The 23,681-nt window shown below is 70.4% G+C and carries 28 protein-coding genes; 21 read left to right on the top strand and 7 right to left on the bottom strand.

Annotated elements, in window-relative coordinates; genetic code table 11:
• Complete coding sequence (locus tag MKK65_RS03110) at positions 1-663, top strand: HAD hydrolase-like protein (protein WP_243955230.1); 663 nt, start codon at positions 1-3, stop codon at positions 661-663.
• A gap of 143 nt (positions 664-806) precedes the next feature.
• Here MKK65_RS03110 and MKK65_RS03105 read toward each other — a convergent pair whose 3' ends face one another.
• A complete protein-coding gene (locus MKK65_RS03105) occupies positions 807-1,304 on the bottom strand; it encodes an outer membrane protein assembly factor BamE (protein ID WP_058193240.1) in 498 nt (165 codons plus the stop codon).
• Positions 1,305-1,705: 401 nt separating this feature from the next.
• On the opposite strand from MKK65_RS03105, the gene MKK65_RS03100 reads away from it, so the two are divergent.
• The 8 genes from MKK65_RS03100 (at position 1,706) to MKK65_RS03065 (ending at position 9,671) form a co-directional block, all read left to right on the top strand.
• Entirely contained in the window at positions 1,706-2,263 is a 558-nt protein-coding gene (locus MKK65_RS03100) for a ubiquinol-cytochrome C chaperone family protein (RefSeq protein WP_243955228.1), read from the top strand.
• On the top strand, positions 2,260-2,775 hold the full coding sequence (locus MKK65_RS03095) for a YceD family protein (RefSeq protein WP_243955225.1): 516 nt from the start codon (positions 2,260-2,262) through the stop codon (positions 2,773-2,775). The genes MKK65_RS03100 and MKK65_RS03095 overlap by 4 nt, the downstream gene beginning before the upstream one ends.
• A gap of 396 nt (positions 2,776-3,171) precedes the next feature.
• Positions 3,172-4,206, top strand: a complete 1,035-nt coding sequence (plsX, locus tag MKK65_RS03090) for a phosphate acyltransferase PlsX (protein ID WP_243955224.1) — start codon at positions 3,172-3,174, stop codon at positions 4,204-4,206.
• 456 nt (positions 4,207-4,662) lie between these two features.
• On the top strand, positions 4,663-5,655 hold the full coding sequence (locus tag MKK65_RS03085; RefSeq protein WP_243955222.1) for a beta-ketoacyl-ACP synthase III: 993 nt from the start codon (positions 4,663-4,665) through the stop codon (positions 5,653-5,655).
• A 155-nt stretch (positions 5,656-5,810) separates the two neighbouring features.
• Positions 5,811-6,140 (top strand): integration host factor subunit alpha, encoded by a 330-nt coding sequence (locus tag MKK65_RS03080; protein ID WP_058193245.1) that lies wholly within the window; start codon positions 5,811-5,813, stop codon positions 6,138-6,140.
• 222 nt (positions 6,141-6,362) lie between these two features.
• The gene (locus MKK65_RS03075) at positions 6,363-7,475 is read left to right on the top strand and encodes an FAD-binding domain-containing protein (RefSeq protein WP_243955220.1); all 1,113 of its coding nucleotides are present in this window, start codon (positions 6,363-6,365) and stop codon (positions 7,473-7,475) included.
• 449 nt (positions 7,476-7,924) lie between these two features.
• Positions 7,925-8,788 carry a flagellar motor stator protein MotA gene (gene motA, locus MKK65_RS03070; RefSeq protein WP_243955218.1) on the top strand — a complete coding sequence of 288 codons (864 nt, stop codon included), beginning with the start codon at positions 7,925-7,927 and terminating at the stop codon, positions 8,786-8,788.
• 22 nt (positions 8,789-8,810) lie between these two features.
• A complete protein-coding gene (locus tag MKK65_RS03065) occupies positions 8,811-9,671 on the top strand; it encodes a flagellar motor protein MotB (protein WP_058193248.1) in 861 nt (286 codons plus the stop codon).
• A 278-nt stretch (positions 9,672-9,949) separates the two neighbouring features.
• On the opposite strand, the gene MKK65_RS03060 is transcribed toward MKK65_RS03065, so the two are convergent.
• Together MKK65_RS03060 and MKK65_RS03055 are read right to left on the bottom strand one after the other, a co-directional pair.
• On the bottom strand, positions 9,950-10,426 hold the full coding sequence (locus MKK65_RS03060; protein ID WP_243955216.1) for a BLUF domain-containing protein: 477 nt from the start codon (positions 10,424-10,426) through the stop codon (positions 9,950-9,952).
• A gap of 661 nt (positions 10,427-11,087) precedes the next feature.
• Complete coding sequence (locus MKK65_RS03055) at positions 11,088-13,232, bottom strand: sodium-translocating pyrophosphatase (protein ID WP_243955214.1); 2,145 nt, start codon at positions 13,230-13,232, stop codon at positions 11,088-11,090.
• A gap of 498 nt (positions 13,233-13,730) precedes the next feature.
• Here MKK65_RS03055 and MKK65_RS03050 point away from each other — a divergent pair, with 498 nt between their 5' ends.
• Positions 13,731-14,132 (top strand): hypothetical protein, encoded by a 402-nt coding sequence (locus tag MKK65_RS03050; protein ID WP_243955212.1) that lies wholly within the window; start codon positions 13,731-13,733, stop codon positions 14,130-14,132.
• On the opposite strand, the gene thiL is transcribed toward MKK65_RS03050, so the two are convergent.
• The 4 genes from thiL to MKK65_RS03030 form a co-directional block, all read right to left on the bottom strand.
• Positions 14,052-15,047: a thiamine-phosphate kinase gene (thiL, locus tag MKK65_RS03045; RefSeq protein ID WP_243955210.1), complete on the bottom strand. Its 996-nt coding sequence runs from the start codon at positions 15,045-15,047 to the stop codon at positions 14,052-14,054. The genes MKK65_RS03050 and thiL overlap by 81 nt on opposite strands.
• A 3-nt stretch (positions 15,048-15,050) precedes the next feature.
• Entirely contained in the window at positions 15,051-15,647 is a 597-nt protein-coding gene (gene nusB, locus MKK65_RS03040; RefSeq protein WP_279596486.1) for a transcription antitermination factor NusB, read from the bottom strand.
• Positions 15,648-15,658: 11 nt separating this feature from the next.
• Positions 15,659-16,147, bottom strand: a complete 489-nt coding sequence (ribH, locus tag MKK65_RS03035) for a 6,7-dimethyl-8-ribityllumazine synthase (RefSeq protein WP_058193253.1) — start codon at positions 16,145-16,147, stop codon at positions 15,659-15,661.
• A 108-nt stretch (positions 16,148-16,255) separates the two neighbouring features.
• Entirely contained in the window at positions 16,256-16,825 is a 570-nt protein-coding gene (locus MKK65_RS03030) for a carboxymuconolactone decarboxylase family protein (RefSeq protein WP_243955208.1), read from the bottom strand.
• 175 nt (positions 16,826-17,000) lie between these two features.
• Here MKK65_RS03030 and MKK65_RS03025 point away from each other — a divergent pair, with 175 nt between their 5' ends.
• The 11 genes from MKK65_RS03025 to MKK65_RS02975 form a co-directional block, all read left to right on the top strand.
• Positions 17,001-17,723, top strand: coding sequence for an SDR family NAD(P)-dependent oxidoreductase (locus MKK65_RS03025; protein WP_058193267.1), 723 nt, complete (start codon positions 17,001-17,003; stop codon positions 17,721-17,723).
• A 29-nt stretch (positions 17,724-17,752) separates the two neighbouring features.
• Positions 17,753-18,871: a hypothetical protein gene (locus tag MKK65_RS03020; protein ID WP_243955206.1), complete on the top strand. Its 1,119-nt coding sequence runs from the start codon at positions 17,753-17,755 to the stop codon at positions 18,869-18,871.
• Positions 18,868-19,338, top strand: a complete 471-nt coding sequence (locus MKK65_RS03015; protein ID WP_243955204.1) for an NUDIX hydrolase — start codon at positions 18,868-18,870, stop codon at positions 19,336-19,338. The genes MKK65_RS03020 and MKK65_RS03015 overlap by 4 nt, the downstream gene beginning before the upstream one ends.
• The gene (locus MKK65_RS03010) at positions 19,335-19,769 is read left to right on the top strand and encodes a TIGR02301 family protein (RefSeq protein ID WP_058193257.1); all 435 of its coding nucleotides are present in this window, start codon (positions 19,335-19,337) and stop codon (positions 19,767-19,769) included. The genes MKK65_RS03015 and MKK65_RS03010 overlap by 4 nt, the downstream gene beginning before the upstream one ends.
• A gap of 158 nt (positions 19,770-19,927) precedes the next feature.
• Complete coding sequence (locus MKK65_RS03005) at positions 19,928-20,182, top strand: hypothetical protein (RefSeq protein ID WP_007564226.1); 255 nt, start codon at positions 19,928-19,930, stop codon at positions 20,180-20,182.
• Positions 20,183-20,289: 107 nt separating this feature from the next.
• The gene (locus MKK65_RS03000; RefSeq protein ID WP_243955202.1) at positions 20,290-21,144 is read left to right on the top strand and encodes a YgfZ/GcvT domain-containing protein; all 855 of its coding nucleotides are present in this window, start codon (positions 20,290-20,292) and stop codon (positions 21,142-21,144) included.
• Between the two features lie 61 nt (positions 21,145-21,205).
• Entirely contained in the window at positions 21,206-21,820 is a 615-nt protein-coding gene (locus MKK65_RS02995; RefSeq protein WP_243955200.1) for a DNA-3-methyladenine glycosylase I, read from the top strand.
• The gene (locus tag MKK65_RS02990; RefSeq protein WP_243955198.1) at positions 21,817-22,419 is read left to right on the top strand and encodes an HD family hydrolase; all 603 of its coding nucleotides are present in this window, start codon (positions 21,817-21,819) and stop codon (positions 22,417-22,419) included. Before MKK65_RS02995 ends, MKK65_RS02990 begins: the two co-directional genes overlap by 4 nt.
• Positions 22,420-22,472: 53 nt before the next feature.
• Entirely contained in the window at positions 22,473-22,985 is a 513-nt protein-coding gene (locus MKK65_RS02985; RefSeq protein WP_243955301.1) for a tyrosine phosphatase family protein, read from the top strand.
• A 202-nt stretch (positions 22,986-23,187) separates the two neighbouring features.
• Complete coding sequence (locus MKK65_RS02980) at positions 23,188-23,448, top strand: exodeoxyribonuclease VII small subunit (RefSeq protein ID WP_058193261.1); 261 nt, start codon at positions 23,188-23,190, stop codon at positions 23,446-23,448.
• A gap of 43 nt (positions 23,449-23,491) precedes the next feature.
• Positions 23,492-23,681, top strand: a 190-nt coding sequence (locus MKK65_RS02975) for a 1-deoxy-D-xylulose-5-phosphate synthase N-terminal domain-containing protein (RefSeq protein ID WP_243955196.1), incomplete at its 3' end; no start/stop codon positions are given.

Here is a 23,681-nt window from a genome sequence, read left to right as displayed (position 1 = left end):
ATGACGCGCAGCCCTGGTGAGGCCGGGCCATCGCTGGTCGTGCTCGATTTCGACGGCACCCTGGCGGACAGCTTCGACTGGTTCTGCTCGGTCCTGAACGGGGTCGCCGACCGCTACCGCTTCCGCCGGGTGGAGGCGCACGAGGTCGAGGCGCTGCGGCTGCAGGGCGCGCGGGCGATCGTGGCCCATCTTGGCATTCCACGCTGGAAGCTGCCGTTCATCGCCCGCCACATGCACGCGTTGGCGGCGCGCGACGCCGCCCGGATCGCGCTGTTTCCCGGCGTACCGGCCATGCTGGCGGACCTCCGGGACGCGGGCATCCCGCTGGCGATCCTGTCGTCGAACCGCGCCGACACGGTCCGCCGGGTGCTCGGGGCGGAGAATGCGGACCGGATCGAGGCTTATGCCTGCGGCGCCTCGCTCTTCGGCAAGGCCCGGCGGCTGCGGACATTGCTGGCACGCCGCGGCGTCACGCCGGCGCGGGCCCTGTGCATCGGCGATGAGGTGCGCGACCTGGAGGCGGCGCGGGCGCTCGGCTGCCCGTTCGGCGCGGTGGGCTGGGGCTATACCGACGCGCGGGCGCTGGCGGCGCTCGGCCCCGAACACCTGTTCGCCGAGCCGGCGGACATCGCCCGCCTGGTCAGACGGCGCGAATTGGTCTGAGGCAAGTCGAGGTTCCAAAAGGTCCGGGACCTTTTGCGGGTCCAGGGCGGAGCCCTGCTGTCGGGCTTCGCCCGATACTCCGGGGGCCTCCGCCCCCTAACCCCGCGCCAAAGGGCTCGCCCCTTGGCAACCTCCGGCTCTTGTTACAGCCCGCGCCCGGCGCCCGGGACGACGCTGGTGCCCTTGCCGGAGCCGAACGGCTCGTAGCGGGTCAGGCCGCGGAACAGCTGGCTGAGGAAGGCCCGGTCGGCGCCGCTGGTCGGCGTGGTGCGCTCGATGAAGTCGAACACCTTGCCGTCCTGGAGGCCGTAGAGGGCCACGCGCTCGACCTTGAAGCCGGGGGTGAAATAGACCGCCGTGACCTTCTGGTCCTCGACCTGCTCGCCCAGGAACATGATCGTCCGGCTGGTGTTCTGCGAGATGTAGTACCAGGACTTGTTGCCCACCGTGGAGACCGTCGACGGCGTGCCGAGGATCTGCAGCACCTGCTCGGGGCTCATGCCGGGCTTGATCGTCGCGAGCGCGGCCTGATCGATCTGGTAGCCATGGCGCAGCTCTTCGCCGACGCAACCGGCGAGGCCGGCGCCCGCGAGGCCCAGCAGGGCGAGGCGCGCAAAGGACTGGACGAGACGGCGCCGCATCGGGCCCCCAGAGAGCGTGTTGACGGACGAGCGACGCAGGCCGCCGCCGGTCCATGTCTCCGACGGCGCTTGCGCCTTGGGCGTGGGTTGCCGTACCGCGGGGATATGGCTTTGACAAGGCAAGCTTGGCCACAGGCCCGGGCCCAACGCACCCGCTCTCCCTCCCCCCCTTGCGGGGGAGGGTGGCCCCTGCGTCAGCAGGGGTCGGGAGAGGGGAACCCGGCTGCCGGGAACGGCGCAGCCTTCATGAAGACCACCACTTCGTTCTGCACCGTCGCTCCCCTCTTGCGGGACTTCGTCCCGGCCCGCCATCCTTCGGGGGCCACCCTCCCCCGCAGAGGGAGGAGGGAGAGGCGCGTGTCGGCTTTGTTCCTGGCATCCTTCAAGCTCGCGAGGCATCCATGATCGCCGGCCTGTTCCGGCGCGACAGCGCGCGCCGCCGCGCCGTCGAGGGGCTGCACGCGGCCATCAGCCTGGCGGCGCGCCGGCCGGGCCTCTACACGGGGCTCGCCGTGCCCGACACCGTCGAGGGCCGGTTCGAGGCCCTCTGCCTGCACGTCATCCTGGTCCTGCGCCGGCTCAACCGGCTTCCCGCCCCGGCGGCCGACGTGGCCCAGGATCTGGTTAATGCGGTCTTCGCCCAGCTCGACGCCTCTTTGCGTGAGCTCGGTGTCGGCGATATGGGCGTCGGCAAGCGGATGAAGAAGCTCGGCGCCGCCTTCTACGGCCGGGCCACCGGCTACGATGCCGCCCTCGATGCCGGCGACGGAGCGGCCCTGGCCGTGGTGCTCGCCCGCAATGTCCTGGGCGGCGCAGGTGACGCGGTCGGCCTCGCCGCCTACGTGCTGGCGGCCGACGCGGCGCTGGCTGAGGTCAATCTCGACGGGCTGCTCGGTGCCGGGCCGCCCTTCCCGGAGCCGGACGCCTTCGCGCCGGCCCCGACCGGAGACAGGATATGAGACACCGTACGGGTCCTGAGAGCGGACCGCTCACGCGCTGGGTCAATGTCGAGCGCCTGCCGCAGGGGCGGGGCGCCGTCACCGTCGAGGCGAGCCCGGCCGAATGCGCCACGCTCGCCGCCGATTTCAAGATTCCCGCCATCCGGGACCTGGTCGGGCGCTTCGAGATCTCGGGCTCGACCAACCGGATGACCGTGACCGGCACGGTCGAGGCCGTGGTGACGCAGGTCTGCACGGTCAGCCTCGAGCCGTTCGAGGGACCGGTCCGCGAGCCCGTGGAGGTCGTGTTCACCGACACCGACCAGCTCGCCGGCACCGATGCCGAGGATGTCGAGATCCCCGATCCGCTGATCGGCGGCCGAATCGATTTCGGTGCGCTCACGGCCGAGTTCCTGGCGCTCGGCCTCGACCCCTATCCGCGCAAGCCCGGCATCGCCTTCGAGCCTGTGGTGATCGGCGAGGATGCGGGGCCCTTCGACGCGCTGCGCCAGCTGCGTGATGGAGAGGGGTGAAGGCGGTCGGCTTGGCGCTGCCGCAGTCGGGCCGCTGCGCGGGAGGGGGGAATTCGGCGGTCGGTTTCGACCAAGGGGAATCTCCCATCTAACCCCCTCATCCTGAGGCGACGAAGCGCAGCGGAGGCCTCGAAGGAGCCCTCCAGCCGGCCGCGCGATCCCTGGAGGGCTCCTTCGAGGCCCGCTGCGCGGGCACCTCAGGATGAGGGGGCTTCATAGGATCACCCGGGTTCGAGCACCGCAGGGGATTCGCCCGCCCCGAAACAATTGCCTGACCCGTCCGGCCCGAATTCATTTGCCCGGCGGGCCGGTATCGCTATGGTCCGCCGCGCTTGGCGGGCGGCCCTCCGGCCGTCCCGCCGCACTTCCCCTGCCGAGACCGCGACCCGCAAAGACATGTCCCAACGCGTGTGCATCTCGCTCGACGCCATGGGCGGCGACCACGGGCCCACCACCGTCGTGCCCGGCGCCGCGCTGGCCCGTGAGCGCCATCCCGGCATGACGTTCCTGCTGTTCGGCGACGAGGCGGTGATCGCCCCGCTGGTCGCCAAGGAGCCGCGGCTCAAGGACTGCGTCGAGATCCGCCACACGACTGTGGCCGTGGCCATGGACGACAAGCCCAGCCAGGCGGTGCGCCAGGGCCGGGGCAAGTCCTCGATGTGGCAGGCGGTCCAGGCGGTGCGCGACGGGCAGGCCGATGCCTGCGTGTCCGCCGGCAACACCGGCGCCCTGATGGCGATGTCGAAGATCTGCCTGAAAACCATGTCGGGCATCGAGCGCCCGGCGATCGCCTGCCTGTGGCCCACCGTGCGCGGCGAGAGCGTCGTGCTCGATGTCGGCGCCACCATCGGCACCGACGCGGAGCACCTGGTCGAGATGGCCGTGATGGGCTCGGCCATGGCCCGCATCGTGTTCGACCTCGACAAGCCGACGGTGGGCCTGCTCAACGTCGGCACCGAGGAGATGAAGGGCAACGAGGCGGTCAAGGAGGCCGCCCGGCTGCTGCGCGAGATGGACAGCCCGCGCCTGACCTATCACGGCTTCGTCGAGGGCACGGATCTCGGCCGCGGCACCGTCGACGTGGTGGTGACGGAAGGTTTCACGGGAAACATCGCGCTCAAGACCGCCGAGGGCACGGCCAAGCAGATCGGCACCTATCTCCGCTCGGCCATGACCCGGACGCTGTCGGCCAAGATCGGTGCGCTGTTCGCCCGCCAGGCGTTCAAGGCCCTGAAGGACAAGATGAATCCGAGCCGCGCCAATGGCGGCGTGTTCCTCGGCCTGGAAGGCATCGTCATCAAGAGCCACGGCTCGGAGAACGCGCAGGGCTTCGCCGCGGCCATCGACCTGGCCCACGACATGGCCCGCCAGGACATGATCCGCACGATCCGCGAGATGCTCGACCAGACGGCCGTGCTGGCGCCGGCGTGATGTTTTTGCCTTGCGGCGTGCCGTACCCTACGGGCGGCAGATCGGGCACTCAGCAGTTGGTTCGACGAGGAGATGTGCGGTCCGGAAACCTTGGACTTTCACGCCCCGCGTGAAGCCCTCCCTGCCCTTCCAGGGCGCCGAAGGCGAGTCCGGAAGCCAGAGCCGCCGACGGCGCAAAGTCTTGCTCGACCTATGGTTCTGGATTCCGGGCTCCACTTCGCGGCCCCGGAATGACGGGGTGATCGATCCTGCCGCTGTTGCCCCTCGGATCACCGAACTTGGCCGGGACGGTCCTGGAAAAATTCTCTATCGAGCGCGGGGCCTGCGTGAGGACCACGCGCTTACCACGGAGGCCGGATCCCTATACCGGCGCCGCGTGTTCAGACGGATGGAATACGGACGTCCGGGGCGACACAACTGCGATTGTGAAGCCCGCGCCGTCCGGGAAGGAAAGCGATGTCAGCCCTCCGCACAGATTCCTCGCAGGTGCTGCGCTCGGTGGTGGTCGGGACCGGGTCGAGCCTGCCCGCGCAGGTGGTGACCAACGCGGCCCTGACCGAGCGGGTCGACACCTCCGACGAATGGATCGTCCAGCGTACCGGCATCCGCCAGCGCCATATCGCCGATGCGAGCGAGACCACCTCGGTGCTCGGCACCCGGGCCGCCCAGGCCGCCCTCGCCGATGCCGGCCTGACGGCTGACGACATCGACCTGGTGATCTGCGCGACCTCGACGCCGGACCACACCTTCCCGGCCACCGCCACCCAGATCCAGGCGGCGCTCGGCATCCATCAGGGCGCGGCCTTCGACCTGCAGGCGGTCTGCGCCGGCTTCGTGTTCGCGGTCTCCACCGCCGACAAGTTCCTGACCACCGGCTCGGCCCGCCGCGCCCTGGTGATCGGCGCCGAGACCTTCTCGCGCATCGTCGACTGGGAGGACCGCACCACCTGCGTGCTGTTCGGCGACGGGGCCGGAGCGGTGGTGCTGGAGGCCCGGGCCGATGCGGGCGAGCGCGGCGTGCTCTGCGCCAGCCTGCGCTCGGACGGCCGGCACCGGGACAAGCTCTACGTCGATGGCGGGCCGGGCTCCACCGGCACCACCGGGCATCTGCGCATGGAGGGCCGGGAGGTGTTCCGGTTCGCGGTCGGGCAGGTCACCGACGTGATCGCCGACGCCTTCGCGCAGGCCGGCGTCACCGCGGACGATCTCGACTGGTTCGTGCCGCACCAGGCCAACCGCCGGATCATCGAGGCCTCGGCCGACAAGCTCGGCATCGCCCGCGACAAGATCGTGCTGACGGTGGACCGCCACGGCAACACCTCGGCGGCCTCGATTCCCCTGGCCCTGGACGTCGCCCGGCGGGACGGCCGCATCCAGCCCGGCGACCTGGTGATGATCGAGGCGATCGGCGGCGGCTTCAGCTGGGGCGCCGCCCTGATCCGCTGGTGAGAGGCTGGAGCAATTCCACGCCTCCCTGCGGTTGACCGGGCGGCGGGCGCCGATTAGCGTGCCGGATCATAGGGATACACCTTCAGCTCAGGGTGCGGCGCGGTTCGTCGCGCCTGTGGGCTGTCGGATGAGAAGAGCGGGCGAGGGGACACGGCATGGCAGGCAAGACGGTGACGCGCGCCGACTTGAGCGAGGCCGTCTACCACCAGGTGGGCCTGTCCCGGACCGAGTCTTCCGCCCTGGTCGAGACCGTGCTGTCCGAGATCTGCGCCTGCCTGGCGGGGGGCGAGACCGTCAAGCTGTCCTCGTTCGGGTCCTTCGTGGTGCGCAGCAAGGGCAAGCGCGTGGGCCGCAACCCCAAGACCGGCGTCGAGGTGGCGATCGAGCCCCGCCAGGTGATGGTGTTCAAGCCCTCCAACGTGCTCAAGGCCAAGATCAACGGCCAGGCGATCAACGGCCTGGACAAGCACGACGACGAGGATTGAGCGGCGCCCGAGCATCATCCCGAAAGGCGGCCTCCTTTCGGAACACGATGACGTAAGATCAACGCCCTCCCGTCTCCGGGGCTCGCGCGCCGGAGACGGGAGGCGCGCTCCCGAGAGCATCCGGGGCGTCCTCCGGACACGGGCGCCGCGGGGCGGGGAATGGGTCGCAGCCGTGCCGGCGCGGCCCCGCGCTAGCTCAGCGGGATGGATCGCATCTTTCCCATGACCCGGGATGCCGGGCTCGACCGTCTCTCCGCCTTTCTGGCGGAGGCCGGCGCCGATTACGCCGCCACCCGCAACACCGACCGGGGCGCGCAGGCGCGCCCGACCACCTCGGCGCTGTCGCCCTATCTGCGGCGGCGCCTGATCACCGAGGCCGAGGTGGTGGCCGCCGCCGACAGCGCCTTCGGCGACGGCGGCGCCGAGAAATTCGTGTCCGAGGTGTTCTGGCGGACCTACTTCAAGGGCCATCTGGAGACCCACCCGGCCGCCTGGACGGATTTTCTGGCGCTGGCCGCGGCGGACCGGGCGCGGCTTTCCGCTGAGCCGGGGCTGCGCCGGACCTACGAGCGCGCGGTCGAGGGCCGGACCGGCATCGACGGCTTCGACGATTGGGTGCGCGAGCTGGTCGAGACCGGCTGGCTGCACAACCATGCGCGGATGTGGTTCGCCTCGATCTGGATCTTCACCCTGCGCCTGCCCTGGGCGCTCGGCGCCGACTTCTTCCTGCGCCATCTCGTCGATGGCGACCCGGCGAGCAACACCCTGTCCTGGCGCTGGGTGGCGGGCCTGCACACGCGGGGCAAGCATTACGTCGCCCGGGCCGAAAACATCCGGCGCTACACGGAGGGCCGGTTCGATCCCGCCGGGCTCGACGAATATCCGGATTCCCTCGATGAACCGAACCCGCCGCGCGAGGTGGCGCTGCCGCGGGCCGATGCGGCGCCGGCCGGCGACGTCGCCCTGTTGCTGCATCTCGACGACCTGCACCCGGAGAGCCTGCCGCTGGGCGACGCCCGGGTGGTCCGGGTCGGCGGCCTGGTCGCCCACGCCCCGGATGCGTCGGACAAGGTTCGGGCGGCCGATGCGGCGGCGATGGCCGATGCCCTGGCGCGCGCGGCGGCGCATTTCGGCTGCCCGGCGGGACCGGTGGCCCCGGATTGGTCCGACGCCCACCCGGTCGTCACGGCCTGGGCTCCGGTCGGCCCGTCCGCGGATGCCCTCCCGGACGCGTGCCTGCGCGTCCGGCGGCCCTGGGACGAAGTCGCCTGGCCGCTGGCCACCCGCGGCTATACCCGGGTGAAGAAGGCCATCCCGCAGCTGCGGCCGCAGTGATCGTCGGGGCAGGACCTGGCGATTGACGGTGGCGTGATCGACCTCCGGTCCGCGCGCGCGGCGCAGCGCCTCGCGCGCGCAACGCGTCGCGTCGGGGCCTGGAGACCGCCCGGGCGATCAGGGCGGCCGGGACATGCCGGCCTTCCAGGCGCTGCGCGCGTCGCGCCCCAGCCCGCGGCCAGGCCTTGCGGATCCTGGGCCGGCCCCGGGGCTGGAGCGGCAGGCGCGGCGGCTGCGCCCGACGACCCGTCAAAGCGGGCGTGATCGCGTTTGCGACGCGCCCGCGCCCGTCACGTCCGGTCAAACTCGCTGCACCAGACGCCCGGATCTAACGTTTGCGAATTCTTCGGCCGCAGCGCTAAACCCAGCGTTAACCTTAATCAGTGATTTGCCAGATCATGAACGGCGTCGTGCGGATTCGACCTGCCGCCGCGTAAGGATGGCACATCATGCGGCTGATCGTCGGCACAATCATCGTCTTCGCCTGCGTCTTCGGCAGCTACGCGATGATGGGCGGCCACCTGCTCGTCCTGTGGCAGCCGTTCGAGTTCGTCATCATCCTCGGTGCCGCGATCGGGGCCTTCGTCATCGGCAACGTCGGGCCGGTGCTCAAGGCCGTGCCCTCCATGCTGGGGACGCTCGTGAAGGGCCCCAAATACACGCAGCAAAGCTATGTCGAACTGCTGGGTATGCAGTATTCGTTGTTCAAACTTGCGAAGTCGAAGGGCGCGATGGCGCTCGAGCCGCACATCGAGGATCCGAGCGCGTCGACGCTGTTCAACGCCTTCCCGACCTTCGCAGCGAACCATCACGCCGTCGAGTTCGTCTGCGACTACATGCGTATGGTCACGCTGGGCGCCAACAACGTCTACGAGATCGACGCGCTCATGGATGAGGAACTGGAGACGCACCACCAGGAGCAGGAGCGTGTCGTGTCGGCCATGCAGTCGCTCGCCGACGGAACACCGGCGCTCGGCATCGTCGCCGCCGTGCTCGGCGTGATCAAGACGATGGGGGCGATCAAGGAGCCGCCGGAGGTCCTGGGACATCTGATCGGCGGCGCGCTGGTCGGCACCTTCTTCGGCGTCTTCGTCGCCTATGGCTTCTTCGGGCCCATGGCGCAGTCGCTCAAGAGCCTCTTCGAGGCCGAATCCAAGTACTTCCTGTCCCTCAAGGCGGGTCTGCTCGCCCATATCGGCGGCCAGCCGCCGGTGATGGCGGTGGAATTTGCCCGCAAGTCCCTGATGAGCGACGTCCGCCCGACCTTCAACGAAGTGGAAGCGGCAACCGCCGCTCTGCCCGCCCAGAACTGACCCGGTATCGAGCAGGGATTCGATGGCCACGATCATCATCAAGAAGGTCAAGAAGGCCGCTCACGCGCATCACGGCGGGGCCTGGAAGATCGCCTATGCGGACTTCGTGACCGCCATGATGGCGTTCTTCCTGTTGATGTGGCTGATCAGCATGACGACGCAGGAGCAGAAGAACGGTTTGGCGGAATACTTCGCGCCGTCGGCATCGAGCCCTGCAACCAGCGGCGCTGGCGGAATGCTCTACGGCACCGCCCTGGACACGTCGGGCAACAAGGCGTCCACGCCCCGCGACGCGGCGCGGGGCTCTGCCGAGCCGGAGGACAGGGCGCGCCCGAACACGCCGGGCCGCGCCAGCGATGTCGATACCAGCCGCCCGGCCGCCAGCGCGCAGACCGATTACAGCGCCATAGCCAGCCTCCGGCAGGCGCTCCAGTCGATGCCCGACATCGCCGAGCTGTCGAAGAACATCGTGATCGAGCCGACTAGGGAGGGCGTGAACGTGTCCCTCGTGGATCAGGACGGCCGCTCCATGTTCCGCGAGGGCTCCGTCGACCCCAACGAGCGCACCCGTCGCGTGCTGGAGGCGCTCGCGCCCGCCCTGCGCAAGCTGCCCAACCGCCTGTCGATCACCGGCCACACGGCCGTCGCGCGCCCGGGCTCGGCGCGGGGCGTCGAACCCTGGAACCTCACCGCCGGGCGTGCGCTCGCCGTGCGCGAGATCCTGTCGGGCGCCGGCGTTCCCAACGACAACTTCCTGTCCGTGGTGGGCCGTGCCGACACCGAGCCGGTTTTTCCCGACAATCCCTACATCGCCCCGAACCGACGGGTGACGATCACGCTGCTCCATGCGAATCCGCCGGCGCCCCCGAACGTCTTTCGCTGACGACACGGCGCCTTGCCGCCTGAGAGCCGGTCCCGATCGTGTTGCGATCGGGACCGGCTCTCAGTCCGTGATGTGACGCGCTCGCAAACGCCGAACCGGTATCTACTTCGGGCGGCGCGCGCTCGAACGGTCGCTGCGGCGGCGATGAGCCATCCGCCCACCCGATGCCTTTCGCGACGCGCATCGCTCAAACGCGTCCCGGCAGCCCGCATGGCGATCGATCCTTTCGTCACGACGCCAGGGGCGGATGGGCTGGAGGCTACCGGGCGCAGGCCCGATCAGTTTCGCCCGAGCGAAACCAGCGGCCCGGCATCAAGGTGCTCGAGAATCCGCTTCAGTGCCGCGACGTTGTTCTTGTCTTCGGTGCTGTCCAGCGCATCCTGTAGCACCAGGCGGATATCCTCCGCTTCGACCCGCTCCATGTCCCAGTTCGGATAGAGACGCTCTCGCTCTTCCTCGCTCTGGCTCAGCGAAACGATATCGTAATGGCGCGAATCGCCATGAAGGCTCGTGATCAGCTTCTGGATCTCGGCGGCCGGCCCCTCGATCCACTGGAAGAAAACACCGCTGCCGTAAACCAGCACGCCGGTGATGCCGCGGGCGAGATTGTGGCGCTGGGCCGCCTCGACGATGCGGCCGACCTCGGCGTCGTCGACGCCGACGGCGGCGCGGCTGCAGTAGACGAAATGATACAGCGCGGGCAGCGCGGGTTCGTTCAACTCGGCGCCACGTGGAATGCCGTATTCGTCGAACATGGATCGGCGCTCCGTTTGTGCCAGGCAGGCCGTTCCGCCCGGTGTGTCAGCAGCAGGATAACGCAACGGACCGGATTTGGAATTGAATCCGTCCGCCCCATACCTCGGGCGGACACCGAAGGTACCGCGACTCGACGAACCCACACGTGCGCGCGCCCCGCGCTTTGCCAGCTGTGTGGTCCCGCTCGCCTATGGCGGGGTGCTCGACGACGGCCCGCCACCCAGTCTTCAGGCGGGACACGGCTTGCCGAGCCGATGGGAGCGGTTGCGCCGATAACGACGACCTTCATGCGACGCTCCGGCTGTCTCGCAGCCGATCGCGGGCTTTCCACGAAACGCCCAGCGCGCGCATGGGCGATGTAGCACTGGCAGGAGCGCAATCTTGCGGTTCAGCGAGCAGGACGCGTCGAACCGAAGGTCGGTTTTCTGCCGGTCGGCCATCGTCTGAAGCCGGCGCCCAGCGGCCTGCCGTCCCTCCCGGAACACGCGTCCGCTCGTCGCGTTTCGCCACCGGAAGCGACCGACGACAATCCACCCGTCTCAGGCATCGCCATGACCAGGCTGATTGCGGTCGGGCTCTCGGTCGGGCGTCCGGCGCCGGAGCAGCGGCTCGATCCTGCATGAACCGTCTGGGCCCAGGCAGGATCGCCGCCCCCGCCCCTCAGTAATGCGCCAGCACCGCCAGCAGCAGCAGGGCGATGATGTTGGTGATCTTGATCGCCGGGTTCACGGCGGGGCCGGCCGTGTCCTTGTAGGGGTCGCCGACCGTGTCGCCCGTCACCGCGGCCTTGTGGGCCTCGGAGCCCTTGCCGCCGTGGTGGCCGTCCTCGATGTACTTCTTGGCGTTGTCCCAGGCGCCGCCGCCCGAGGTCATCGAGATCGCGACGTAGAGGCCGGTGAGGATCACCCCGAGCAGGCTCGCGCCTACCGTGGCGAAGGCCTGGCTCTTGCCCGCAATCAGCTGGATCACGAAGAAGATCACGACCGGCGAGAGCACCGGCAGCAGCGACGGGACGATCATCTCCTTGATCGCCGCCCGGGTCAGCATGTCGACCGCGCGGCCGTAATCGGGCCGGTCGGTGCCCTGCATGATCCCGGGCTTCTCCCGGAACTGGCGCCGGACCTCCTCGACCACCGCGGCCGCCGCCCGGCCGACCGCCGTCATGGCGATGCCGGCGAACAGGAACGGGATCAGGCCGCCGAGCAGCAGCCCGACCACCACGTAGGGGTTGGACAGGGAGAAATCGACGCTGACGCCCTGGAAGAACCGGTACTGCGTCGGGCTGGCATTGGCGATGAAGTAGTTCAGGTCGGACGTGTAGGCGGCAAACAGCACCAGGGCGCCGAGGCCGGCCGAGCCGATCGCGTAGCCCTTGGTCACCGCCTTGGTGGTGTTGCCGACGGCATCCAGCGCGTCCGTGGACTTGCGGACATCCGGGGGCAGGCCGGCCATCTCGGCGATGCCGCCGGCATTGTCGGTGACCGGCCCGAAGGCGTCGAGCGCCACGATGAAGCCGGCGAGCGCCAGCATGGCGGTGACCGCGATGGCGATGCCGAACAGGCCGGCCAGCGCATGGGTCGCGATGATGCCGGCCACGATCACCAGCGCCGGGAGCGCCGTGGATTCCAGCGAGATTGCCAGGCCCTGGATCACGTTGGTGCCGTGGCCGGTCACGGAGGCGTCGGCGATGGACTTCACCGGGCGGAAATTGGTGCCGGTGTAGTACTCGGTGATCACCACGATGAGCGCCGTGATGGCGAGCCCGATCACCGCGCAGCCGAACAGGCCGCCCGACGTGAAGGTCACGCCGGTGGAGGTGGTGAAGGCGGTCGAGAAGCCGCCCAGCAGGGTCAGGTTGACGATCGCGATCGCCACCACGGACAGCACGCCCGCGGTGATCAGCCCCTTGTACAGGGCGCCCATGATCGACTGGTTGGCGGACAGCCGCACCGCGTAGGTGCCGGTGATCGAGGTGACGATGCAGGCCGCCCCGATGGCCAGGGGATAGAGCATCATCGGCTCCAGCACCGCCCGGCCGCTGCCGGTGGGGCCGGAGAAGAAGATCGCGGCCAGCACCATGGTGGCCACGATGGTCACCGCGTAGGTCTCGAACAGGTCGGCCGCCATGCCGGCGCAATCGCCGACATTGTCGCCGACATTGTCCGCGATGGTGGCCGGGTTGCGGGGGTCGTCCTCCGGGATCCCGGCCTCGACCTTGCCGACGAGATCGCCGCCGACATCGGCGCCCTTGGTGAAGATACCGCCGCCCAGCCGCGCGAAGATCGAGATCAGCGAGGCGCCGAAACCGAGCGCCACCAGCGCGTCGATCACCTCGCGGCTCGACGGGTCGAGCCCGGCGCCGCGGGTGAGGAACAGGTAGTAGAGGGCGACCCCCAGCAGCGCGAGGCCGGCGACCAGCATGCCGGTCACGGCGCCGGACTTGAATGCCATGTCGAGGCCGGCCCCCAGCGAGGTCGATGAGGCTTGCGCGGTGCGGACATTGGCGCGCACCGAGACGTTCATGCCGATGAACCCGGCCGCTCCCGACAGGACGGCGCCGATCAGGAATCCGACCGCGACCTTGATCCCGAGGAACACCGCCAGCAGCACGAACAGCACCAATCCGACCAGGCCGATGGTGAGGTATTGCCGCTTCAGATAGGCCTGCGCGCCCTCCGCGATGGCGGCGGCGATCTCCTGCATGCGCTGGGTGCCGGCGTCGCGCCGCATCACATCGAGGATCGTGACGATGCCGTAGGCGACGGCGCAGAGCCCGCCCACGATGATCAAGGCCAAGGGGATCATGCTCTACCGTCCTTATTCTTATCGGGCCTGGCGGGGCTTGTGATTGTTGTCGAGCTTGGCCACCGGAGGACGGCCATGGGACGTGTGCTCGAGTCGCGGCATTCCTTCCCAGAAAATCAGTCTTGGCGTGGCCGCCGCCGATGGGTGACCGTTTCGGCGACAGTGAGCCGTCTCAGCAAAGGATAAGAACCGGCCCGAGCATGGCGTGTTCGAGCCGACTCTAGTTGCCAAACTTCGCCGGTGAGCGCAAATGCCAAGTTCAGCAGTTCCGGCAGCGCGATACGCGAATGCTGCACCGCGCAAGACTTTGGCGGGCTCTTGCTGCGAGGAGCCTTCGCAGCGAACCGGACTTTGCGGAGCCATTTCTTCGAAGGCTGGACCGCGCTCGCGACGCTCGGGCCTCCCGGCGGACCGGATTCTGCGCAGGATCGCCGGCCTTAACCCGCGATTAACCATACGTCCTTCTACTTCCGGTTGTACACGCGGATGGGGCTGGACATGAGCAGCGACCAGGTCGCCAAGCTGGCGGCGACGATCGAGGTCTTGACGGGGGCGGTGCACTTTTTGATCGCCGAGCGGGTCGCGGCCCAGCCGGAAGCGGCCCAGGGCGACCTGCTGCACATCCTGCAGCGGGCGTTCTCGACCCCGCCCCGCCCGGAGGAGGCGGTCACCGGCCGCTCCGCAATGACGCCCGGCGACATGGCCTTGTGGATGCCGATCGTGGCCGCCGGCATGATGGACGAGGTCCGCCGCCAGATCGGCCGCCAGCCCGAGGGGGTCACCCACATCGTGCTGGGCCGGACCAGCCCCGGCCCCGCCTCAGAAGTGGCTGAACGCCCCAGCCGCGAACACGCGCGCAGCGCCATCGCCCATTTCGAAGCCGGGCGGGCCGTCGCCTGAGGTGACGGTGCCGATGGCGGTGAGCGGGATGCCGGCTTCCGCCGCCTCGGCGCGGAGCGCGTCGAGCCCCTCCGGGGCGACCGTGCAGAGAATTTCGTAATCGTCGCCGCCGGTTAGGATCGGCTCGATCAGGCCGGGCTCCGCCGCGCGCGCCCGGGCGGCGGCCTCCGAGAGCGGCACGGCCTCGACCGCGATCCGGGCGCTACGGCCCCCGCCCAGCATCTTGGCGAGGTCGCCGGCGAGCCCGTCCGACACGTCCATCGCCGCCGCGGCGTGGCGGCGGATCGCGCCCGCCAGGGCGAGGCGCGGGCGCGGATGCAGGTAGCGGTCGGCCAGCACCGCCCGCTGCGCCGGATCGAGGGACGCCGCCCAGGCCGCCTCCGGCTCCAGGCGCAGCCGCAGGCCGAGCGCCGCATCGCCGATCGTGCCGCTGACGCAGATCCGGTCACCGACTCGTGCGGTGCCGCGCCGGACGATGCCGCCGCCCGGCACCTCGCCGAACGCCGTGATCCCGATCAGGGCCGGCCCGCCGGAGCGCACCGTATCGCCGCCGAGCAGCGGGCAGCCGGCCGCGGCGGCCGCCGCCCCGAGCCCCTCGGAGAAGCCGGCGAGCCACGCCTCCGTCCAGTCGTCGGGCAGCGCCAGGGTCAGCAGGAAGCCGCGGGGCACCGCACCCTTCGCGGCGATGTCGGACAGGTTCACGCCGAGCGCCTTGCGGGCGATCGAGGCCGGGGGATCGTCGGGGAAATAATGGATCCCGGCCACCACCGCGTCGGCCGTAACCACGAGGTCGTGCCCGGGGGTCGGCGTCAGCGTCGCGGCATCGTCCCGGAGCCCGTCCGCCCCCGGTCCCGCCAGCGGGGCAAAATAGCGGGCGATCAGCCCCTCCTCGGAGGCGCGCCCCGGCCCGGCCACGGCTCAGGCCTTCTTGGCAGGCGGCTTCCCGGAGCCCGGCTTGCCGCCACCCTTGTTGCTCCCCCCCTTGGGCGCACTTACCTCGCCCGGCCGGACTTCCCGGGCGACCCGGTCGAGCACGGCGTTGACGAGGCCCGGCTCGTCGGCGGTGTAGAAGCTGTGGGCCACGTCGACATATTCGGAGATCGCCGCCGGCGCCGGCACGTCGAGCCGGAACATCAGTTCGTAGGCGCCCGCCCGCATGATCGCCCGCAGCACGATCTCGATCCGCCGAAGCGGCCAGCCCTGGGCCAGGGCCTGGTCGAGCTTCTGGTCGATCGCCCGCTGCTCCTCCACGGTGCCGCGCAGCAGATCGCGGAAGAAGGCGGTCTCGGCCTTGGGATGCAGGATCCCGTCGACCTCCTGGCCGATCCAGAACGCCTCGAACTCGGCGAGCGCGTCGAGGACGCCCTTACCGGAGATGTCCATCTCGTAGAGCGCCTGCACCACAGCGAGGCGCGCGCCACTGCGCGGGCTGATCGTCCGGGCGGTCTCCTGGATACCCTCTGGGGCGCTATCCTGGGCGGTGCCGTCCGGCCTGGTTTCGGTGGTCCCGGTCATGTCGGTTCTCGTTATTGCGGGCGCGCCGCCTCGGCCGCGCGCTTGAGGGCGAGCACCGCGAGTGCCGCCTCGGCCGCGCCGCCGCCCTTGTTCATCTCGGCGACCCGGGCGCGTTCCAGCGCCTGCGCCTCGGTCTCGACGGTGAGGATGCCGTTGCCCAGCGGCAGCCGACGCTGGACCGAAAGGTCCATCAAGGCGCGGGCGCTCTCGCCGGCCACGATGTCGTAGTGTCCGGTCTCGCCGCGGATCACGCAGCCGAGGGCCACCACGGCATCGTAATCGTCCGCCAGGATCGCCACCGCGGCGGGAATCTCCAGGGCGCCCGGCACCGTCACAACGGTGGCGTGCGCGCCGGCCGCCTCGATCGCCGCCCGCGCGCCAGCCAGCAGCTCGTCCGCGAGGGCGTCGTAGTAACGCGCCTCGACGACAAGGATGCGGGCGCCGGCGAGCGCCGGATCCGCGGGCTTCGGCGCCGTGGCGGCGCGGGTCTGGGCGACCATGGCTTCGTCCGGTCGGTTTTAGGGGATGACGGGGCGCCGGCAGCGAGCACCCACAGGGGAGTGGGACGGTTAGACCGAAGCGGCCGGCGCGACAAGCGGCGGGGGCGCCTAGCGCACCAGCGGTGGCAGCGGCGGCGGCCCGCCTTCGGGCAACGCCGTGCGGGCGACGTTCATGGTCATGGCCAGCAGCGCGTAGTAGCCGTTGATGCCGGTGAGATCGATCACGCCCTGCTCGCCGAAGCGCGCCACCACGGCGGCGTAGGTGACCTCACTCACCGCGCGGTTGTGCTGCAGCTCGGTCGAGAACGCGTAAGCAAGCGCCTCGTCGTCGCTCATCGTGACGGGACGGCGCCCCTCGGCCAAAGCCTGTGCGGTCTCCGGTGCGACCCCGGCCTTGAGGGCGATCGGGTGATGGATCTGCCACTCGACCTGCTGGCTCCACAGACGGGCGACGATCAGGATCACGAACTCGCTGATGCGCAGCGGCAGGGCGCTGCCGTAGCGGAGATAGAGCCCCATGCGGCTGGCGCACAGCATCAGGTCGGGGCTGCGCAGCAGCGGCACGAACGGCCCGAAGACCGGGACCCCACGCTCGGCCCGGAACGCGTCCGCAGCCGCGACCTGCGCTTCCGAAAGGTTCTCGACCGGGATCTCCGGCAGGCGGTCCGTACGCGTCATGGCTTGCCCGTTCTCCCGTACCGTACGCGTGTGACGCACTCTGGATTTCCGATCCCTGTCAGCCTAGACCGTTCAGGCTCACAGGGACGCCCCGCGCCCGATCCGGACGCGCTCCGAAACCCCGCCAGCGAGGCTTACGGCTTTGGCCCTCCCCGTCAACGAACGCCGGCGCATCATGCTGCTCACGGGCGCAAGCCGGGGCATCGGCCACGCCACGGTCAAGCGCTTCTCAGCGGCCGGCTGGCGAGTCATCACCTGCTCGCGCCACGCGTTTCCCGAAAACTGCCCCTGGGAGATGGGCCCCGAGGATCACCTTCAGGTCGATCTCGCGGACGCACAGGACACGATGCGCGCCATCGAGGAGGTCCGTGGGCGGCTCGACGCCGAGGGCGGCGTGCTGCACGCGCTGGTCAACAATGCCGGCATCTCGCCGAAGGGTCCGGCGGGCGAGCGCCTGGGCGCCCTGGCCACCGAGTTCGACGGCTGGCAGCGGGTGTTCCAGGTCAACGTCTTCGCCACGATCCTGCTGGCCCGCGGCCTGCGCGACGAGCTCGCCCGGGCCCGGGGCTCGATCGTCAACGTCACCTCCATCGCGGGTTCCCGGGTCCACCCGTTCGCGGGCGCGGCCTACGGCACCTCCAAGGCGGCGCTCGCCGGCCTGACCCGCGAGATGGCCGCCGATTTCGGCCCCCTCGGCGTGCGGGTCAACGCGATCTCCCCCGGCGAGATCGACACCTCGATCCTGTCGCCCGGCACGGAAAAGCTCGTCGAGCAGATCCCGCAGCGGCGGCTCGGCACCCCGGACGAGGTCGCCAAGGCGATCTACTTCCTGTGCACCGATGCCTCGTCCTATGTGAACGGGGCCGAGTTGCACATCAACGGCGGCCAGCACGTTTGACCCGGCGATCCGGGCAGCCTGTGACCGCCATGCGCCAAGCTCCGGCCGTCGAGCGACGGCGCTTTGCGATCCTCCTCAGCCTGTTTCTGTGCACGCCGCTCGCCTCCCCCCGCGCGGAGGCGCCGGGCGTCCGGATCCTCGACCTGCCCTTCAAGGTGCGGGCGTTGCGCGGGCCGCGCAGCGAGGCGGCGATCTCGGTTGCGACCTCCGGCCTGCTGCCGATCGCCGGCGCGAAAGCCGGCCCGGCGGCCGGTGACGAGGAGAGTGCCCCGATCGCCCTGATCTGGGGCGATGACGGCGGCGCGGTGCTCAGTCTCACGGACGGCACCGTCATGGTCCGGCCGATCGGCCGGGATGCGGTCGAGGGGCTGACCGCCGCCGAGACGCCGCGGGGCGCCTTGCCGGGCTCGCGCCGGGTCCTGGCCGGGGCCTTGAGCGCCTATCTCACCGGCCGCGCCCGGGCGCCCGACGGCGGCGACGCCGCCGCGGTCCTGACCATCCGCGAACGCCAGCCGATGGCGGTCAGCACCGACCCGAAGCCCGTCCCGGTCGCCACCGTCACGGTGCCGGCAGGCGGCGAGGCGGTGTTCGCGCCTCTCCGGCCGCGCCTGCTGCGCCTCGCCGGCCTTCCGGCTCTCCTGGCGGCCACCCTGTCGGGAGCGGAGGCGGGGGGGCTCGTGCTGATCGGGCGTCCGGACGGTCAGCCCGCCTGGGGCGTCATGGCCCGCACGCCGCCGCAGCCCGGGCCGCCCCTCAAGATCGCCGGCATCGCGGATTTCGCCGGTTCCGGCGGCTTGCAGGCCGCCACGGTCAGCGCTCGAGGCCTGCTGCAGATCTGGACGCTGTCCCCCGACACGATCGAACCGGCCGGCGAGGCATCGGGCTACGCAACGGGCGACGGCGATGCCGACCTCGCCGTCACGAACCCCACCGCTGGGCCGCCCGAGCTCGTGCTGCCGGTGGCAGGCCGTCCCGAGATCGCCCTCCTCCAGGCCAAGGGCTCGCTGCGCGAGCGCCTGCGCATCCCGCTGCCCGCGCCGGCCACCACCGGCATCGTGGCCCTGGGCGAGGGCACGGCGACGCGGCTGCTCGTCGGTCTCGCCGACGGGCGCGTCGCGGTCATCGCGCCTGATGGAGGCAAGCCGTGACCGAGGGCACAGCCGATGGCGGCAGCCGCCTGTTTCCAACCCGACCCTATGTGGGCGCGTCGATCGCTGTGATCCGCGGTGAGCACGTCCTATTGGCGGCCCGGGCCAACGAGCCGATGCGCGGCGTCTGGACCCTGCCAGGCGGCCTGGTGGAGGCCGGCGAGGCCCTGGCCGAGGCGGCGTTGCGCGAATTGTCCGAGGAGGTCGGCCTCACCGCCGAGGTGGTGGGTGTGCTTTCGCCCACGGAGATCATCGTCCGGGACGAGGCCGGCCGCGCCCGCCATCACTACGTCGTCCATCCGCACGCCGCCCTGTGGTGCGGTGGCGAGCCCGTGACCGGTCCGGAGGCGCTTGGGGTGCGCTGGGCGACACGCGACGAGGTCGCCGGCTTGGCAACGACGCCCGGCCTGATCGAAACCCTGCACGAGGCGTTCACGCTTGTGCGTGAGATGGGAGCGCGCACGTGAGGCTTCCGATCATCCTGTGTCTTGCCGTAGCACTCGCGGGGCCGGCCCTGGCGCAGCAGCGCGGCAGCCGCGCTGCACCCGCCCCCGCTAAGGATGCACCCAAGGAGGCATCCCCGCCGGCCGACGTACCCGCCCCTTACGACCGCGATCTGATGCGGATGTCCGAGATCATCGGGGCCCTAGCCTTCCTGCGTGGCCTCTGTGCGGCACCCGACGCAGCGGAATGGCCGGCTCGCATGAAGGCCCTGATCGAATCCGAGGGCGTGACCCCGGCTCGGCGCGACCGGCTGGCCGGCGCCTACAATCGCGGCTATCGCGGTTACGCGCTGACCTACAGGGTCTGCACGCCCGCGGCGCACGAGGCGGCCGCGCGCTACGTCGCCGAGGGCGACAGGCTGTCGCACGCCCTGGCCGGACGGTTCGGCGGGTGATGCAGAGGGAACACACCCCTTCCGCAACCCTGAGAAGCATCAAGTTCGAGCATCCGCGTTAACCGATCTGAAATTCCTGACTGGCCGAGGCGCGGGGAGCCGCCTATCATTCGCTGGTCCGCCGGGTCCTGTGCCCGGCGCAGCGGAAGTATCGGCCTATGCAGCACATCTCTCAGACCGCCCCCATCGAGGTTGATGTCGAGGAGAAACGCGTCGCTCTGAGTTACGTCTCGGAGGCGTTCGCGGAAGGCTGCCTCGACGGCCTCGACGGTGATTGCATGGCCCAGGCCGCTCTCTTCGCAGCATTCCAGGAACTCGTGATGACCTACGGCGAGGAGGCCACTGCCCGCTACGCTGAGGGCTTTCCGGAGCGCATTCGCGGCGGCGCCTTCACGACGACCCTGCAGCACTGAGGAGACCGGCGACGGTGAACGGTTGAGGCGGGCACGCGAAGCACCTAACTCCCGGCCATGCGCTCCGGGTTGCCGGGTCGCCCCCGTCGCGTGAGGATCTGCCTGCCATGCCCGTCGCCCTGCTGCCGGACCGTACCCTCGTCACCGTTACCGGGCCGGATGCTGCCGCGCTGCTCCAGGGCGTGCTGACCTGCAACGTCGAGACCCTTCAGGATGCAGAGACCCGCCTCGGCGCCCTGCTGGCGCCGCAGGGCAAGATCCTGTTCGACTTCCTGATCTCGCGGATCCCGGATGGGTTCCGCCTCGACACGGCCATCGACCGCGCCGCCGACCTCGCCAAGCGCCTGACCCTCTACCGGCTGCGCGCGCAGGTCGCGATCGCGGTCGACCCGACCGTGGCGGTGGCGGCTGCCTGGGCCGGCGCCTCCCCGGCGGTGGAGACCGGAACCGTCGCCGATACCCGCCATGTCGATCTCGGCGCCCGACTCTACGCCGCCGAGGGCGCTTTTTCCGCCGATGCCGCGGAGGCGGATTACCACCGCCACCGCGTCCGGCTCGCCGTGCCCGAGGGTGGGCGCGACTACGCCTATGGGGACGCGTTCCCCCACGAGGCGATGATGGACCAGCTCGGCGGCGTCGACTTCAAGAAGGGCTGCTACGTGGGCCAGGAGGTGGTCTCGCGCATGCAGCACCGCGGCACCGCCCGCACCCGGATCCTGGCGGCCCATTACTCGGGCGAGGCCCCTCACCCCGGCACCGAGATCAATGCCGGCGGCAAGGTTTTGGGCACCACCGGCAGCGCCGGAGAGAATCGCGGCCTCGCCCTGGTCCGCCTAGACCGTCTGGGCGATGCCTTTGCGGCCGGCGAGATGGTGCTGGCGGGCGACCGCCCGGTGACGTTCGAGAAGCCCGCCTACGCAACCTTCGCGCTCTCGGAAGCGGTGGGATCGCCGACGGCCTGACCGCGGATCCGGTCGTGGTGCAGGAATAGCGTTCCGCTCCTGTTCTCGCTAAACCAGCGGGATGTCCGAGACCGGCCTGATCGATCACCCCGATGGCTGCCCCCGCTGCTGGTGGGCCGGCCATGACCCGCTCTACGTCGCCTATCACGATACGGAATGGGGCGTGCCCGAGCGCGACGGCCGAGCGCTCTACGAGAAGCTGATCCTCGACGGCTTCCAGGCGGGCCTGTCCTGGATCACGATCCTGCGCCGCCGCGACGGGTTTCGGGATGCGTTCTCCGGCTTCGATCCGGAGGCCATCGCCCGCTACAACGACGCCGATGTGGCCCGGCTGATGGCGGACACCCGCATCATCCGCAACCGCGCCAAGATCCTAGGTACGATCGCCGGGGCCCGGGCCTGGCTGCGGATCGAGGCGAACGGCCCCGGCTTCGCGCCGTTCCTGTGGGATTTTGTGGACGGGCGGCCGATCCAGGGCGGCGCCCGGAGCCGCGCCGAGATCCAGACCGAGACACCGGTCTCCCGGGCGATCGGCAAGGCCCTCAAGGCGGAGGGTTTCTCCTTCTGCGGCCCGACCATCGTTCACGCCTTCATGCAGGCGGTCGGGATGGTGAACGACCACCTCGTCGGCTGCCACCGGCATGGGCCCTGCGCCGAACTGGAGCAGCCGGCATGAGCGAGGCGCGCGACCCGGCGCCCCGGGCCTGGCAGCGGATGCTGTCCGGCCGGCGCCTCGACCTGCTCGATCCCGCGCCCCGGGACATCGAGATCGCCGACATCGCCCACGGGCTCGCCCGGGTCGCCCGCTGGAACGGCCAGACTCATGGGCCGCACGTCTTCTCCGTGGCCCAGCACAGCCTGCTGGTGGAGGCGGTCGGGCGTCACATCGCCCCCGGCTGCACCGATCCCGACGGGCTGGAGCTGCTGCTGCACGACGCCCCGGAATACGTCGTCGGCGACATCATCTCGCCGCTCAAGGCCGCGATCGGTGACGCCTATCGTGGGGTCGAGCTGCGCCTGCTCGCCGCCATACGCCGCCGCTTCGGCCTGGCCGAGCCGGCGACCACCCTCGGCCAGCTCGTCAAGCGTGCTGACCGGATCGCCGCCCATATCGAGGCGGTGGAACTCGCCGGATTCACCCCGGACGAAGCCGTGCGCTACTTCGGAGACGCCCCGGACCTGCCCGGGACCGTCCTGGCGCTGGCCGAACCGTGGCCGACCGGACAGGCCGAAGCGGAGTTCCTCGGCCGTTTCCACGCCCTCTGCCGGACCTGAGCCCGAAGGCCTCCGCCCTCGATCCGTCACGATCCCGCGCCATGGGCCGCTGCATGCCAACTCTTCACGTCTGTCCGCTCTCGCGCCTGCCCGAGACCGTCGCCGCCACCGGGGCGAGCCACGTGCTCACGCTCGTCAATGTCGGCACGCCGCTGGAGCGGCCGGCGCTGATCGACGCCGAGAACCACGCGGTCATCGGGGTCAGCGACATCGCCGAGCCCCGGGACGGACACGTTTTGCCGGCTGATGAACACGTGGCCGGCATCCTGGCCTTCGCCCGGACCTGGCCCCGGGACAAGCCGCTGGTGATCCACTGCTATGCCGGGATCAGCCGCTCCACCGCGGCGGCCTATATCGCGGCCTGCGCGCTAGCGCCGGAGCGCGACGAGGGCGCGATCGCCGACACCCTGCGGGCCGCCTCCCCGTCCGCCACCCCCAATCCCCTGTTCGTGGCGATCGCCGACCGGATGCTCGGCCGAGAAGGCCGCATGGTCGCGGCGATCGCACGGATCGGCCGCGGCGCCGAGGCATTCGAGGGAACGCCGTTCTGCCTCACCGTGACGTGATCGCCGTTCACCAAACTTCCGGTTGTCGGCGCCGCCGCCACTGCGCGTGCCCGTTCGAGGGGCCTTTCGCAGAGAGGATCCAGTGTGGCGCAAACGCCGCCGCACCGCGCCAAAACGCTCCGGGGCGGCCCGGCGCCGCCCTCGCCTGGGTTGTGGCCGCACCGGATGCCGCCTTAGAACCGACCCAAAGGATGTGTGTGGGATGAATGCGAGCAGACCCGAGGTGGCCCCGGCCGCCGGCGACCTGCCCTTCGAGAAGGCGCTGGAGCAACTCGAGGAGATCGTGCGCAGGCTCGAGCGGGGCGATGTCCCGCTGGACGAGTCGGTGGCGATCTACGAGCGCGGCGAGGTGCTGAAGAAGCACTGCGAAGCGCTGCTGAAGCGGGCCGAGGCGCGGATCCAGCGGATCACCCTCGGTGCCGACGGGCGGCCCGAGGGCGTGGCGCCGCTCGATATATCCTGAGGCTCGGCGGTCAGACCGATCCCGTCCGATAGAGGTTGATGCCGTGGCGATTTCCCCCGAGCTGAGCGCGCTTCTCGACCGTGTCCCGGAGCCGGCTGCGCTGCGCCAGCTTCCTGAATCCGAGCTGCAGGCGGTGGCGGATGCGGTGCGGGCGGAGATGATCGACGCGGTGTCGATCACCGGCGGCCATCTCGGCTCCGGGCTCGGCGTGGTCGAGCTCACCGTGGCGCTGC

The sequence above is a fragment of the Methylobacterium sp. J-001 genome, assembly GCF_022829565.1.
Classification (GTDB): domain Bacteria; phylum Pseudomonadota; class Alphaproteobacteria; order Rhizobiales; family Beijerinckiaceae; genus Methylobacterium.
Note: the sequence above shows the minus strand (reverse complement) of the source record. Positions and strands in the feature narration are given on the sequence as shown.